The sequence below is a fragment of the Flavobacterium sp. 21.1 genome (genome assembly GCF_057801535.1).
Genome location: NZ_JBYNXA010000002.1, coordinates 150,120 through 163,578, shown reverse-complemented (window position 1 = coordinate 163,578; position 13,459 = coordinate 150,120). Strand labels below are relative to the sequence as shown.

General features: G+C 41.5%; 17 protein-coding genes and 1 riboswitch. Of the genes, 14 read left to right on the top strand and 3 right to left on the bottom strand.

Going from position 1 to position 13,459, the window contains the following annotated elements; all coding sequences use genetic code 11:
• Positions 1–14: 14 nt before the first annotated feature.
• The 14 genes from rpsB to AC3E9U_RS04055 all read left to right on the top strand — a co-directional run bounded on the left by rpsB (position 15) and on the right by AC3E9U_RS04055 (position 11,167).
• Positions 15–779 carry a 30S ribosomal protein S2 gene (gene rpsB, locus AC3E9U_RS04120; RefSeq protein WP_488745649.1) on the top strand — a complete coding sequence of 255 codons (765 nt, stop codon included), beginning with the start codon at positions 15–17 and terminating at the stop codon, positions 777–779.
• 140 nt (positions 780–919) lie between these two features.
• Complete coding sequence (tsf, locus tag AC3E9U_RS04115) at positions 920–1,741, top strand: translation elongation factor Ts (protein WP_488745648.1); 822 nt, start codon at positions 920–922, stop codon at positions 1,739–1,741.
• Between the two features lie 93 nt (positions 1,742–1,834).
• Positions 1,835–2,494 carry a queuosine precursor transporter gene (locus AC3E9U_RS04110; protein ID WP_488745647.1) on the top strand — a complete coding sequence of 220 codons (660 nt, stop codon included), beginning with the start codon at positions 1,835–1,837 and terminating at the stop codon, positions 2,492–2,494.
• On the top strand, positions 2,484–3,047 hold the full coding sequence (locus tag AC3E9U_RS04105; protein ID WP_488745646.1) for a DNA-3-methyladenine glycosylase I: 564 nt from the start codon (positions 2,484–2,486) through the stop codon (positions 3,045–3,047). The genes AC3E9U_RS04110 and AC3E9U_RS04105 overlap by 11 nt, the downstream gene beginning before the upstream one ends.
• A 158-nt stretch (positions 3,048–3,205) precedes the next feature.
• A riboswitch (TPP riboswitch) is annotated at positions 3,206–3,302 on the top strand.
• Positions 3,303–3,357: 55 nt separating this feature from the next.
• The gene (gene thiS / locus AC3E9U_RS04100; RefSeq protein ID WP_488745645.1) at positions 3,358–3,564 is read left to right on the top strand and encodes a sulfur carrier protein ThiS; all 207 of its coding nucleotides are present in this window, start codon (positions 3,358–3,360) and stop codon (positions 3,562–3,564) included.
• A gap of 317 nt (positions 3,565–3,881) precedes the next feature.
• Positions 3,882–5,705 (top strand): phosphomethylpyrimidine synthase ThiC, encoded by a 1,824-nt coding sequence (gene thiC, locus AC3E9U_RS04095; RefSeq protein WP_488745644.1) that lies wholly within the window; start codon positions 3,882–3,884, stop codon positions 5,703–5,705.
• A gap of 94 nt (positions 5,706–5,799) precedes the next feature.
• Entirely contained in the window at positions 5,800–6,384 is a 585-nt protein-coding gene (locus tag AC3E9U_RS04090; protein WP_488745643.1) for a thiamine phosphate synthase, read from the top strand.
• Positions 6,357–7,112 (top strand): hydroxymethylpyrimidine/phosphomethylpyrimidine kinase, encoded by a 756-nt coding sequence (locus AC3E9U_RS04085; RefSeq protein ID WP_488745642.1) that lies wholly within the window; start codon positions 6,357–6,359, stop codon positions 7,110–7,112. The genes AC3E9U_RS04090 and AC3E9U_RS04085 overlap by 28 nt, the downstream gene beginning before the upstream one ends.
• Complete coding sequence (locus AC3E9U_RS04080) at positions 7,105–7,728, top strand: thiamine phosphate synthase (protein WP_488745641.1); 624 nt, start codon at positions 7,105–7,107, stop codon at positions 7,726–7,728. Before AC3E9U_RS04085 ends, AC3E9U_RS04080 begins: the two co-directional genes overlap by 8 nt.
• Entirely contained in the window at positions 7,715–8,485 is a 771-nt protein-coding gene (locus AC3E9U_RS04075; protein WP_488745640.1) for a thiazole synthase, read from the top strand. The genes AC3E9U_RS04080 and AC3E9U_RS04075 overlap by 14 nt, the downstream gene beginning before the upstream one ends.
• Before the next feature lie 168 nt (positions 8,486–8,653).
• A complete protein-coding gene (locus AC3E9U_RS04070; protein WP_488745639.1) occupies positions 8,654–9,031 on the top strand; it encodes a GxxExxY protein in 378 nt (125 codons plus the stop codon).
• A 30-nt stretch (positions 9,032–9,061) separates the two neighbouring features.
• Positions 9,062–10,177, top strand: coding sequence for a 2-iminoacetate synthase ThiH (thiH, locus tag AC3E9U_RS04065; protein ID WP_488745638.1), 1,116 nt, complete (start codon positions 9,062–9,064; stop codon positions 10,175–10,177).
• A 1-nt stretch (position 10,178) separates the two neighbouring features.
• Positions 10,179–10,889, top strand: coding sequence for a HesA/MoeB/ThiF family protein (locus AC3E9U_RS04060; protein WP_488745637.1), 711 nt, complete (start codon positions 10,179–10,181; stop codon positions 10,887–10,889).
• A gap of 59 nt (positions 10,890–10,948) precedes the next feature.
• Positions 10,949–11,167 carry a VF530 family protein gene (locus tag AC3E9U_RS04055; RefSeq protein ID WP_488745636.1) on the top strand — a complete coding sequence of 73 codons (219 nt, stop codon included), beginning with the start codon at positions 10,949–10,951 and terminating at the stop codon, positions 11,165–11,167.
• 6 nt (positions 11,168–11,173) lie between these two features.
• Here the strand turns inward: AC3E9U_RS04055 and aat are convergent, their stop codons facing one another.
• From aat to AC3E9U_RS04040, 3 genes are all read right to left on the bottom strand, one after another.
• A complete protein-coding gene (gene aat / locus AC3E9U_RS04050) occupies positions 11,174–11,818 on the bottom strand; it encodes a leucyl/phenylalanyl-tRNA--protein transferase (protein WP_488746131.1) in 645 nt (214 codons plus the stop codon).
• A 238-nt stretch (positions 11,819–12,056) separates the two neighbouring features.
• Positions 12,057–12,437: a DUF3127 domain-containing protein gene (locus AC3E9U_RS04045; RefSeq protein WP_488745635.1), complete on the bottom strand. Its 381-nt coding sequence runs from the start codon at positions 12,435–12,437 to the stop codon at positions 12,057–12,059.
• Positions 12,438–12,449: 12 nt separating this feature from the next.
• Entirely contained in the window at positions 12,450–13,325 is an 876-nt protein-coding gene (locus tag AC3E9U_RS04040) for a flavin reductase family protein (protein WP_488745634.1), read from the bottom strand.
• Between the last annotated feature and the right edge of the window lie 134 nt (positions 13,326–13,459).

Sequence of the window (13,459 nt, the reverse complement as noted above, 5' to 3'; positions counted from 1 at the left end):
TAAACTATTACAAAATGGCAAACAAAGTAGAAGTTAAAGAATTACTAGAAGCAGGTGTTCACTTCGGACACATGACTAGAAAATGGGATCCAAACATGGCTCCTTACATCTATATGGAGCGTAATGGTATTCACATTATCAATCTATATAAAACTGCAGCTAAAATCGAAGAAGCTAACGAAGCTTTGAAAAAAATCGCTGCATCTGGTAGAAAAGTACTTTTCGTAGCTACCAAAAAACAAGCTAAAGATATCGTTGCAGAAAAAGCAACTGCTGCAAACATGCCTTTCATCACTGAAAGATGGCCAGGTGGTATGTTAACTAACTTCGTTACTATCCGTAAAGCTGTTAAGAAAATGGCTTCTATCGATAAAATGAAGAAAGACGGTACTTTCATGACTTTATCTAAAAAAGAACGTTTACAAGTAGATCGTCTACGTGCTAAATTGGAAAAGAACTTAGGTTCTATTGCAGACATGACAAGACTTCCTGCAGCATTATTCGTTGTAGATATCAAAGCAGAACACATCGCTGTTAAAGAAGCTCAAAAATTAAACATTCCAGTTTTCGCTATGGTTGACACCAACTCTGACCCACGTCAGGTTGATTTCGTTATCCCGGCAAACGATGATGCTTCAAAATCAATCGACAAAATTTTATCTTTAGTATCTGGTGCTATCATTGAAGGACTTTCTGACAGAAAATCTGACAAAGAAGAGCAACCAGCTGGAGAAGTAGCAGCTGCTCAAGCAGAAGCAACAACTTCAACTGAAGAATAAATAAACTTTTAATTCCAAATTTTAGATTCCAAGCTCCAATCAAAATCTATAACGTTTCGTTTATGATTTGAAAACATTGGAATTCGGAATTTGAAATTTGGAATTTTTACTTTTAACACAAATTAAATTTTTAGAAAACTATGGCAACAATAACTGCTGCAGACGTAAATAAATTGAGAACCATCACCGGAGCTGGTATGATGGATTGTAAAAAAGCATTAGTGGAAGCTGATGGAGATTTCGATTTAGCAATCGAGAACTTACGTAAAAAAGGTCAAAAAGTAGCCGCTAACCGTTCTGACAGAGAATCTACAGAAGGTGCTGCTATCGCTGTGGTAAATGCTGACAACACTGCTGGTGTTGTTATGACTTTGAACTGTGAGACTGACTTCGTAGGTAAAAATGAAGGTTTCGTGAAATTAGCTACTGATTTAGCTAACCAAGCGTTAAACTATGCTGACAAAGATTCTTTCTTAGCATCTGATTTCAGCGGAATGACTGTAGCTGATAAATTAATCGAGCAAACAGGAGTTATCGGTGAGAAAATCGAGGTTGGTTCTTTCGAGCGTTTAGAAGGAGCTTTCGTTGGCTCTTATGTTCACTCTGGAAAAATCGCTACTTTAGTTGCTTTATCTGCAAATGTTGCAGGTGCTGACGAAGCTGCTAAAAACGTAGCTATGCAAGCTGCTGCAATGAACCCGATCGCTTTAGACGAGGCTGGTGTTGACGCTTCTATCATCGAGAAAGAAGTGGAAATTGCAAAAGAGCAATTGCGTGCTGAAGGAAAACCAGAAGCTATGTTAGACAATATCGCTAAAGGTAAAATCCAACGTTTCTACAAAGACAACACTTTGGTTAACCAAGACTACATCAAAGACGGTTCTATGAGCGTTGCTGCTTATGTTAAAACTGTTGACGGTGGTTTAACTGTTGCTGGTTTCAAACGTGTAGCTTTAGGATAATAAATCCATAAACTCAAATACAAAACCTCAGTCGAAAGATTGGGGTTTTTTTATTTCAGTAAATACTGTACTTTTGAAGCTATACTCACTTGTATGTTTCAGAACAAAAAAGACATTGTCTACGTAGTCCTCGCCGGCATTTTCATCACTAACGCCGTAGTTGCCGAACTTATCGGAAGCAAATTAATTTATGTTGGCCCTTACGTAATGAGTCTCGGTATCCTGCCCTGGCCTATCGTATTCATCACGACCGACTTGATCAACGAATACTTCGGCCAAAGCGGCGTAAAAAAACTATCGCTGTTAACCGCAATCCTAATCGCCTATACCTTCGTTATCCTTTTCATCGGACTGATGATCCCGGCCGTAAAAGGAGAAGGATTAGTTACCGACGACCAGTTCAAAGGCATTTTCGGGCAAAGCATGTGGATTATCGTCGGCAGTATCACCGCGTTTCTTGTGTCACAGTTAATCGACGTGACCATCTTCCATTTTTTTAAAAACAAGACCGGAAAACGCATGATCTGGCTGCGCAGTACAGGCTCAACAGTAATTTCACAATTATTCGATACGTTCATCGTACTAGGAATCGCCTTTTGGATGACCGGAAAGATCTCCACAGAAACTTATGTTTCCTCCGCCCTAACCGGCTACATTGTAAAATTATCCATCGCCATTATACTTACCCCACTGATATATCTCGGACATTCCCTCATTGAAAACTATTTAGCGAAAGAAAAACATGAGCAATAAAACCCGCTGCGCCTGGTGCGAAAAAGACGATTTATACCGCAACTATCACGATACCGAATGGGGTGTTCCCGTTTACGAAGACCAGAAAATCTTCGAATTCTTAACCCTTGAAACCTTTCAGGCAGGATTGAGTTGGTACACGGTCTTGGCTAAAAGAGAAAACTTCCGCAGCGCTTTTGACAATTTTGATTACAAAAAAGTTGCCAAGTATTCCGAGGACAAAATCGAAGATTTAAAACAAGACGCCGGCATCATCCGAAACGGCTTAAAAATCAAAGCAGCAGTAACCAACGCCATCGCTTTTATCGAAGTACAAAAGGAATTCGGTTCGTTTTCAAACTACATATGGGGTTTTGTGGACGGAAAACCAATCGATAACAACCGTAAAAGTTTAAAAGACGTCCCGGCTACCACCGAAATCTCAGATAAATTAAGCAAAGACTTAAAAAAACGCGGTTTCAAATTCGTTGGTTCCACTGTAGTTTACGCCCACATGCAGGCCACCGGAATGGTGAACGATCACGTCGAAGACTGTTGGACGAGAAAACAATAGACAGTGATCAGAATGCAGATGGCAGATGGCTAACTTCAGCAATGAAAAAAATCTGGATGTATCTGCGTTCTGCAATCTGAATTCTGCCTTCTGAAATCTCCAGAATGAAAAAAATTCCACAATTTAACAGTCAACGTTCAAAATAAAAATATACATTTGTCTCACTTTAGGGGTGTCTGCAACACGCAGGCTGAGATTTTACCCTCTGAACCTGATCTGGTTAATACTAGCGTAGGGAAAAGTAAGATGACTTCAGAGTACCATCCAAGTACCCATTGCAGCCATTCCTAAAGTCCAAAAAACAACAGGAATGGATCTAAAAATCAACAACCAACAAAAAAAATTCGAAGCAGAAAGTCTTTCCGCACAAGCTTTGCTTGACATCGAATTTCCAAACAAACAAAACGGAATCGCGCTTGCCGTGAACAACACCGTCATTCCCAAAACCGACTGGCAAACCACGCTTCTCAACGAGACCGACGATATCTTAATCATTATTGCCACACAGGGAGGCTAATCTGGCTGCACGGGCGGGCTGTCCGTTACAAGTCCGCAGTCAAAAGCTAAAAAAACATAGCCCTGCAAGTGGCTTCCGCTGGTCGCCCCTTTCAGTACTTGTTTTTAACAGTTTTTGCCTTTACGGGCTTTCCACTCCTATCCCTGGCAGGATCAGTCGGCAGAAGGCAGAATTCAGACAGCAGAACGCAACCTTCGAAAACAAGAAGGCAGATTTCAGAAAAAAGAAAACAGAACAGAGAAAATAGAATAGAGACAATAGACATAAATCTGCAGAATCTGCGAAATCTGCGAGAACCAAAAAAATCTAAACTAAATATGAATCACGAAGAAAAAATATCCCGCCAACCCTTTCCCAATTCTACGAAAGTATATATCGACGGCGAAATATACCCGATTAAAGTCGCCATGCGCGAAATACAATTATCCGACACCAGATTATCCAATGGAGGCATCGAAAAAAACCCTCCCGTAACCGTTTACGACACATCCGGAGCTTACACCGATCCGAATATGGAAATCGACGTCCGAAAAGGTTTGCCACGTCTTCGCGAACAATGGATTCTGGACCGAAATGACGTGGAAGAATTAAGCGAAATCTCTTCCGATTACGGAAAAGAACGCCTGAACAATCCAAATCTGGACCATCTTCGTTTCGAATACCAACACAAACCAAAACGTGCCAAAGCCGGTCAAAACGTAACGCAATTGTATTACGCCAAACAAGGCATCATCACTCCGGAGATGGAATACATCGCCATTCGTGAAAACCAACGCATTGAGCAATTAGAAACCGCACAAAAAGCGATGCAATGCCAACATGCCGGCCACAGCTTTGGAGCCAACACACCAAAAAACAAAATCACGCCTGAATTTGTTCGAAGTGAAGTGGCAGCCGGTCGCGCCATCATTCCGAACAACATCAACCACCCGGAAAGCGAACCCATGATCGTGGGACGAAATTTCCTGGTAAAGATCAATGCCAACATCGGAAACAGTGCTGTAACTTCCTCCATCGAAGAAGAAGTGGAAAAAGCGGTTTGGGCCTGCCGTTGGGGCGCCGACACCATCATGGACTTATCCACCGGAAAAAACATCCACGAAACCCGCGAATGGATCATCCGAAATTCACCGGTGCCAATTGGAACCGTGCCAATCTATCAGGCTTTGGAAAAAGTAAAAGGTATCGCTGAAGATCTTACCTGGGAAATTTTCCGCGACACTTTGATTGAACAGGCAGAACAAGGGGTTTCCTATTTCACAATCCATGCCGGAGTTTTACTGCGCTACATCCACCTAACGGCAAATCGTGTAACCGGAATCGTTTCGCGAGGAGGATCGATCATGGCAAAATGGTGTCTCTTCCATCATAAAGAAAATTTCCTGTACACGCACTTCGAAGAGATCTGCGAGATCATGAAACAATACGATGTGGCTTTCTCTTTGGGAGATGGTTTACGCCCTGGTTCCATTGCAGACGCTAATGACGCAGCACAATTTGCCGAACTGGAAACTCTAGGCGAACTAACTAAAATCGCCTGGAAACATGATGTTCAGGTTTTCATCGAAGGTCCGGGTCACGTACCGATGCACATGATCAAAGAGAATATGGACAAACAACTGGAACATTGTTTCGAAGCGCCATTTTACACATTAGGTCCATTAACCACAGACATAGCTCCGGGTTACGACCACATCACATCCGCTATCGGCGCTGCAATGATCGGCTGGTATGGCTGCGCGATGTTATGCTACGTTACTCCGAAAGAACACTTAGGTTTACCAAACAAAAAAGACGTAAAAGACGGGGTAATCACCTATAAAATTTCAGCACACGCCGCCGATTTAGCCAAAGGACATCCAGGAGCGCAATACCGCGACAATGCACTTAGCAAAGCCCGTTTCGAATTCCGTTGGGAAGACCAGTTTAATTTGGCGTTGGATCCGGACACGGCAAGAGAATTCCACGACGAAACACTACCGGCTGACGGCGCAAAAGTGGCGCATTTCTGCTCGATGTGCGGTCCTAAATTCTGCTCCATGAAAATCTCTCAGGAAATCCGAGACGTGGCCGAAGCCGAAAAAGGCATGAGAGCCAAGTCCGAGGAGTTCGTTGAAAGCGGCAAAGAAATTTATTTATAAAAAGAAGAAAGAGAAAAGAATATAGAATACAGAAAATAGACATTACACACTCTATGTTCTATTCTCTATTTTCTATTCTCCAAATTTTCAAAAAATGATCCTAATTACCAATCCGATTCCCGTTGCAAATGAAATCAGCCTTATCCATTCGCTTTTTGCGGAAGGCTTGAAGCTGCTGCATGTCCGCAAACCTGATTTTTCAGAGGCGGAGATGAAGACGTTTCTGTCGGAAATCGGATTAGAATTTAAAGAACGACTGGTTTTGCACAGTCATTATCAAATAGCGGAAGAATATGGCATAACCCGATTGCATTTCCCCGAATCCAACCGCACAGCTGCCCTGCTTTTTTCAGACCGAAAATGGATAAAATCAACTTCGGTCCACTCTATGGGTTCCTTTAATACACTTGAGGATACTTTCAATTATGCGTTTTTAAGTCCGGTGTATCCGAGTATTTCAAAACCCGGTTACCACACGGATACGAATCTGATGGAAAGTCTGAAACAACGTACCAATTTTTCAACAAAACTGGTGGCCTTGGGAGGTCTTTCGGCGGAGAACATTCAAAAAACACTGGAAAATGGTTTTGAAGATGTCGCATTATTGGGAAGTATCTGGTCAAACAGAAACCCCTTAAAAAATTTTAGAATATGTCAGCAACACGCCCTTTCGTTTTGACGATCGCCGGACATGATCCTTCGGGCGGCGCCGGTATCTTATCGGACATCAAAACATTCGAACAGCACCAGGTTTATGGTTTGGCCATAACAACCGGGAACACAATTCAGACGGAAAATCAATTTCATGCCATCCGATGGACGGATCTGGAATTCGTATTGGACTCCATAAAAAGACTATTTAAAACGTATGAAATAAAAGCAGTCAAGATCGGAATTGTTCCTTCCATTGAGTATCTGAAAGAAATCGTCACACTAATTAAAAAACGCTCGCCGCAAACAAAAATAATTTGGGATACCGTTTTAAAATCGACTACGGAATTTGAGTTTATCAGCATAGAAAACCAATGGCTATTGCGTAAAACCCTAGAACAGATCGATCTCATTACGCCGAATTACAACGAAATCCTTAAATTGTCCGATTCAAAGAAATCGGCCGATGAAATTGCTGAAAATCTTTCTGCTCACTGCTCCGTTTTACTAAAAGGCGGACATCATCCTAAACAAAAGGGCATTGATTATCTGTATGTGGATAATGAACGTGCTAAGCTGGTCAGTTCCCGTCTGATTAATTCTGAAAAACATGGTACCGGCTGTGTTTTATCATCCGCCATTACCGCCAATATTGCTTTAGGACATGATTTTATCCTGTCTTCGATGAAAGCCAAGACCTATACCGAAAAATACCTTTCCTCAAACGCAACTTTATTAGGATACCACCATGTTTAGCAAATTACATTATATCTCGCAGGGAAATACGATTGAAGAACAGCTTTTTAACATCCATCAGGCACTGGACAACGGTTGTGACTGGATTCAGCTAAGGTTCAAAGAAGGAGATCAGCGACAACTTTTCAAATTAGCGGAAGCCGTAAAAATACTTTGCGAAGAATATCTGGCGACTTTTATCATTAACGACAAAGTGGATTTGGCCTTACAGGTCAATGCCGACGGAGTGCATCTTGGATTGAACGACATGAACATCGACGAAGCCCGAAATTTATTAGGCAATCACAAAATAATAGGAGGAACAGCCAATACTTTTGCTCATATTTTACAGCGTGCTGAAGAAAAATGTGATTACATCGGGTTAGGGCCATTCCGTTTTACTACTACCAAAAACAATCTAAGTCCTATTTTAGGATTAGAAGGTTATCAGACTATTACTAATCAAATGAAATCCAAAAACCTTGAAATTCCGATTTATGCCATAGGCGGAATTCAGACGGAAGACATCGATTCGCTTTTAGATTCCGGCATACATGGCGTCGCTGTTTCAGGTCTGATTACCAAAAAACCGCAGTTAATAACACAACTCAACGAAAAACTATATGTCACCATTTAATATAGCCGACAAAACCTTTACTTCCCGCTTGTTTTTAGGAACGGGAAAATTCGGTTCCAACCAACAGATGGAAGAAGCAATTTTAGCGTCTGGAAGTGAATTGGTCACTGTTGCCTTAAAACGCGTCGATCTGGAAACCGAAACCGACGCTATCTTGAGCCATATCAACCATCCGCACATCAATCTGTTGCCTAATACTTCAGGAGCACGCAATGCAAAAGAAGCTATTTTCGCTGCACAACTGGCAAGGGAAGCGTTGGAAACGAACTGGCTGAAACTCGAAATTCATCCGGATCCGAAATACCTGCTACCCGACCCGATTGAAACCCTGAAAGCGACAGAAGAACTGGCCAAACTCGGTTTTATCATTTTACCTTACATCCATGCCGATCCCGTTTTGTGCAAACGACTGGAAGACGCCGGAACTTCGGCGGTGATGCCTTTGGGTTCGCCAATCGGAAGTAATAAAGGGCTGAAAACGGAAGATTTTCTGGAAATCATCATCGAACAGAGCAAAGTACCGGTGATTGTGGATGCAGGAATTGGTGCACCTTCCCATGCTGCAAGAGCTATGGAAATGGGTGCCGATGCCGTTTTGGTCAATACCGCCATTGCCGTGGCTGGAAATCCAAAAATAATGGCTGAAGCATTTAAAGAAGTGGTCATTGCCGGAAGAAAAGCATATGAGGCACAATTGGCACAATCGGTGAATAAGGCTGTGGCCTCTAGTCCATTGACGGCTTTTTTGTACGAATAATCTTATACAATAAAGTTTTTAAATCGAAATCACGCTGACTTCGCTGACTTCCGCAGAAAAAATTGAATCTTGTAACATTAAAAATGTCCGCGAAAGTCTGCTAAGTCTGCGTGAAAAATAGTCTAACAAATTATTACATAATTATTCCAACTTATAATCATCAAAGCCATGACAGAAAACGAAATATCATACGCCGTAAGAGGAGCGATTTCAAAAGTTCACAGAACACTAGGCCCCGGACTATTTGAATCGGTTTACGAAAGCGCATTATATCATGAATTAACAAAAACAAATATGAAGGTGCAGAGACAGGTAGAGATTCCTGTTTTTTATGACAATATAAAATTGGACGTTGCTTTTAGAATAGATTTACTTATTGAAAATAAAGTCATTATTGAACTAAAATCCGTAGAAGATTTAGCACCTATTCACTACAAACAACTTGCAACCTATTTAAAATTAAGCGACAAAAAACTCGGTTTGCTAGTAAATTTTAATTCGGTTGATATATTCAATGACATCAAGCGAGTTGTAAATAAATTGTAAAATGCAGACTGCGTGAAAAAACAAAAAACTATGACCACGTTTAAATCGGTTTTTGAGAATTACAACTGGGAAACCATTCAAAATAAAATATACCAGACTACGGAAACGGAAGTCCGAAACACCTTGGCCAAAACCAAAAGAAACCTGAACGACTTTCTGGTTCTGATTTCCCCGGCAGCGAAACCTTTTTTGGAAGAAATGGCACAGCAAAGCCATCACCTTACCCAAAAGCGTTTCGGAAAAACCATTCAGATGTATGCGCCCATGTATCTGAGTAACGAGTGCCAGAACATCTGCACCTATTGCGGTTTCAGTCTAGACAATAAAATAAAGCGAAAAACCCTTACGAACAGCGAGATTGAACTTGAAGTAGCCGAACTGAAAAAAGCAGGATTCGATCATGTGTTATTGGTTACCGGAGAAGCAAATTACACGGTGAATATCAACTATTTTCTGAACGCTGTGGATCAAATCAAGAAGCATTTTTCTTCGATATCGGTGGAAGTACAGCCCTTATCTGAAGAAGAATACCTTCAGCTTCACAAGGCAGGAATTCATACCGTGTTGGTGTATCAGGAAACCTATCATCGGGAAGTGTACAAAGAATACCATCCGAAAGGCAAAAAATCCAATTTTGATTTCCGTTTGGAAACTCCGGATCGCATCGGGAAAGTCGGCATTCATAAAATAGGATTGGGCGTTTTGTTAGGTTTGGAGGATTGGCGAACTGATAGTTTTTTCAATGCCTTACACCTCGATTACCTGGAGAAAACCTATTGGCAGAGTAAGTACTCCGTTTCGTTTCCGAGATTGCGTCCTGCGGAAGGGATTATCGAGCCAAATTTCATTATGGAGGACAGCGATTTACTGCAATTGATTTGTGCGTACCGACTATGGAACGAAGATTTGGAGATTTCCATTTCGACACGTGAAAACGAGAAATTCAGAAACAATGTAATTCCAATTGGTGTGACATCGATGAGTGCCGGATCAAAAACCAACCCGGGCGGGTATGCGGTGGATGTCGAATCATTGGAACAGTTTGAAACCAGTGACGAACGTTCCGCAAAGGAAATAGCTTCAATAATAACAAGCAAAGGGTACGAACCCGTTTGGAAAGACTGGGATAAAAGTTATATGATTTAACATGATTACGATAAACGATTACTTACGCTACGGCAAACCCATGCTGCTTCCTGAAGTAGGCGAAGCCGGCCAGTTAAAACTCAAAAACGCCAAAGTATTGGTTATTGGCGCAGGTGGTTTAGGCTGCCCTATCTTGCAATATCTGGCAACTTCAGGAATCGGTACTTTAGGTCTTGTTGATTTTGACAAGGTGGAACTGCATAACCTGCACCGTCAGATTTTGTATACTGAAGACACTATCGATAGTTCAAAAGCTATTACGGCAAAAAGTGTTTTGAAAACTTTGAATCCAAACATAGAAGTACAGGCCTTTGAAGAAAAACTTACATCGGCAAATACAGAACAGATCCTTAGCAGTTATGATGTAATTGTAGACGGTTGCGATAACTTCTCGACGCGCTACCTGGTAAATGATACCTGTGTAAAACTGCAGAAACCTTTAGTTTACGGCAGCATCCTGAAATTTGAAGGACAAGTCGCCATTTTCAACAACAAAGGATCTAAAAATCTTCGAGATTTGTTTCCCCAACCTCCCAATCCAGAAGATGTGCCTAATTGCAGCATAAACGGCGTAATGGGATCGTTACCCGGAATTATAGGAACCATGATGGCGCATGAAACCCTAAAACTGATCATGGATCTGCCAACATTGGAAAATGAATTAATACTGTTCAACACTTTACATTGGAACTTCACCAAACTGAAATTTTAACTGCATCTGTTACCAGCGATTCTTTGTAATGTTGTAGTTTTACAATTCAATCGAAAAAAATGAGCAACGATCCATTACACGGCATAACCTTAAAAACCATAGTGGAAGAATTGGTAAATTTCTATGGTTTTGATACCTTGGGCGAATTGATCAATATCAAATGCTTTAGGGATAATCCGTCGGTAAAATCGAGTCTGACCTTCCTGCGAAAAACCGATTGGGCCCGAAAAAAAGTAGAAGAACTGTACATCAGAACACTTCCGAAAATGAAGTCTTAACAAAATCTATTTTGGTTTGTATTGCAAAATCTGCATAAAATCATCCCGATCAATTTCACCGCAACCCAAACTGTCTAAATGCTCATTGTACACCTGACAATCCAGTAAAAGATAATTATTTTCTTTAAGACGATTCACCAGCGAAACAAAAGCCACTTTACTGGCGTTAGACACTTTTGAAAACATGCTTTCGCCACAGAATACATGCCCCATATCAATACCGTACAGACCACCTACGAGTTGGTCACTTTGCCAAACCTCAACGGATTTGGCATAGCCGAGTTCGTGTAGTTTGCAATAGGCTTCAATCATATCGTCCGTAATCCAGGTTCCATTTTGGCCTTCCCGTTTTACGGTTTGGCAATTGGAAATCACAGACCTGAAATCCTGATTAAATGTAACTTTAAAAAGATTGCGGTTGAGGATGTTCCGCATGCTTTTGGAAGGTTTGAAATCATCCGGAAACAACACCATACGATCTTCGGGCGACCACCAAGTAATGGGTTCACCATCTTCGAACCAAGGAAATATGCCGCTTCGGTAAGCCAACAAAAGACGCTCCACCGACAGATCACCACCCACAGCAATAATTCCGGAAGGATGCGTTTCCGAAACCGGCGGAAACCAAAGTTCCTTGCCTAATAAATGGATTTGCTGCTGCACTGGTAATGGGTTTACAAAAATTAAATTGGTTTTTTCTAATAGCCCCGATGGGAGTGTAAATCCTGGCATTGGGAGATTGCCGCGCAAGCTCGCAATGACAGATTGAAACGGACAGCGGGAACAAGGAATGCTGAAAATGCCCAGGCTTTTCGCTCATAAAAAAAGTCAGAAATTTAAAATTATTCAAATTTCTGACTTCTGATTTCTTAATTCGGCCTTCTAATTTCTAGAAAGGCAAATCGTCGTGCTCTTCTTCTTTGAAATTAGATACCGGTTCGAAAGCTTCGGCAGCCGGCATTGGTGGCATTTGAGGCGCACCAGCAGGAGCTTCTGCCTGTAATCTTTCGATTCTCCATCCTTGGATTGAGTTGAAATATTTTGCTTCTCCCTGCGGATTGATCCATTCTCTTCCTCTTAAATTAATGGAAACTTTTACGGCTTCTCCTACTCGGTAGCTGTCCAACAAATCGCATTTGTCCTGAGTGAACTCAATCATGATCATTTGCGGATATTGCTCATCCGTAGTAACAACTAATTCTCTTTTTTTGAATGAAGCACTCACCTGTTGCACTCCATTGATCACTTTTACTTTACCTGTAACTTCCATCTTCTGTATAAATTATTGTTTTGCTAAAAGCACTTTCCATGCGGTCAGCACTTCGTTTTTATCTAAATATTCTTTGGCCATCTGGAACTTCTTGCCTTCATCGTCTGAACTCAGAACGGCTTTGATCCCGAAATCCTCTTTTACAAATATAGCAATTTCTTCTTCGGTTGGTACCGCTTCGACGTTTCCTAATTTTCCTAAATCATTACCGTCGAAAACAGGGCTTTCTTTTACGAAATTCGGCACCACATCTACTCCCACTCCTAAGGTTGTCAATGGTTTTTCCACTTCGAACAAGCCCTCATTTGCACGCGTGTACCAGTTGCCTCCCATACGGGCCACCAAATCAATTTTGTGCTGATCAATCGCTCCGTTATCATCCAGAATTGCCTCGCTAATGTGGATCTTCACCACCTCGCATACTATCAGGTTTCCGGCACCGCCTTGGTTCCCCAACGAAATAATCTCATTAACCTTACATTCAAACTGTACCGGGCTTTCCCCAACGCGATAAGGTTTTACCACATCAGAAGGAACCATGGTCAGTCCCGCTTTGTCGAATTCGTTTACCCCATCGGCATATTCCGTACTAGAAAGTGACGCCTGCTGTACAATATCATAATTCACCACGTTAATAACCACTTCGCGGGTTGCATCGGCATTGATCAAAGTGTGTTTAATTGTATTGTCACGCACTCGTCTTGCTGGTGAAAAAATCAATATCGGCGGGTTGGAACTGAATACATTAAAGAAACTGAACGGCGACAGGTTCGGATTGCCGTTTCCGTCCAACGTACTTGCAAAAGCTATCGGTCGAGGACCAACGGCACCCTGCAGGTATGCCTGTAATTTTGTCGGAGCCAGCTCCTTCGGATCAACACTAATCATAATCTGAAAAATTTTGACAAAGATACTTTTTTGACCTGAAACTTCCCTCATATTTAACTAAAACAAATGTAAGAAAAGTTTTATCATAAAAAATAAACTTGGGCTGTAGCGATAATCTTAGTAACTTAGCTATT

Coding starts and splice junctions, on each gene's coding strand:
- AC3E9U_RS04085 (WP_488745642.1), top strand. CDS start 6,357: ATGTCAGCAACACGCCCTTTCGTTTTGACGATCGCCGGACATGATCCT.
- thiC (WP_488745644.1), top strand. CDS start 3,882: ATGAATCACGAAGAAAAAATATCCCGCCAACCCTTTCCCAATTCTACG.
- AC3E9U_RS04080 (WP_488745641.1), top strand. CDS start 7,105: ATGTTTAGCAAATTACATTATATCTCGCAGGGAAATACGATTGAAGAA.
- rpsB (WP_488745649.1), top strand. CDS start 15: ATGGCAAACAAAGTAGAAGTTAAAGAATTACTAGAAGCAGGTGTTCAC.
- AC3E9U_RS04105 (WP_488745646.1), top strand. CDS start 2,484: ATGAGCAATAAAACCCGCTGCGCCTGGTGCGAAAAAGACGATTTATAC.
- tsf (WP_488745648.1), top strand. CDS start 920: ATGGCAACAATAACTGCTGCAGACGTAAATAAATTGAGAACCATCACC.
- AC3E9U_RS04060 (WP_488745637.1), top strand. CDS start 10,179: ATGATTACGATAAACGATTACTTACGCTACGGCAAACCCATGCTGCTT.
- AC3E9U_RS04055 (WP_488745636.1), top strand. CDS start 10,949: ATGAGCAACGATCCATTACACGGCATAACCTTAAAAACCATAGTGGAA.
- thiS (WP_488745645.1), top strand. CDS start 3,358: ATGGATCTAAAAATCAACAACCAACAAAAAAAATTCGAAGCAGAAAGT.
- AC3E9U_RS04040 (WP_488745634.1), bottom strand. CDS start 13,325: ATGATTAGTGTTGATCCGAAGGAGCTGGCTCCGACAAAATTACAGGCA.
- AC3E9U_RS04045 (WP_488745635.1), bottom strand. CDS start 12,437: ATGGAAGTTACAGGTAAAGTAAAAGTGATCAATGGAGTGCAACAGGTG.
- AC3E9U_RS04090 (WP_488745643.1), top strand. CDS start 5,800: ATGATCCTAATTACCAATCCGATTCCCGTTGCAAATGAAATCAGCCTT.
- thiH (WP_488745638.1), top strand. CDS start 9,062: ATGACCACGTTTAAATCGGTTTTTGAGAATTACAACTGGGAAACCATT.
- AC3E9U_RS04075 (WP_488745640.1), top strand. CDS start 7,715: ATGTCACCATTTAATATAGCCGACAAAACCTTTACTTCCCGCTTGTTT.
- AC3E9U_RS04070 (WP_488745639.1), top strand. CDS start 8,654: ATGACAGAAAACGAAATATCATACGCCGTAAGAGGAGCGATTTCAAAA.
- AC3E9U_RS04110 (WP_488745647.1), top strand. CDS start 1,835: ATGTTTCAGAACAAAAAAGACATTGTCTACGTAGTCCTCGCCGGCATT.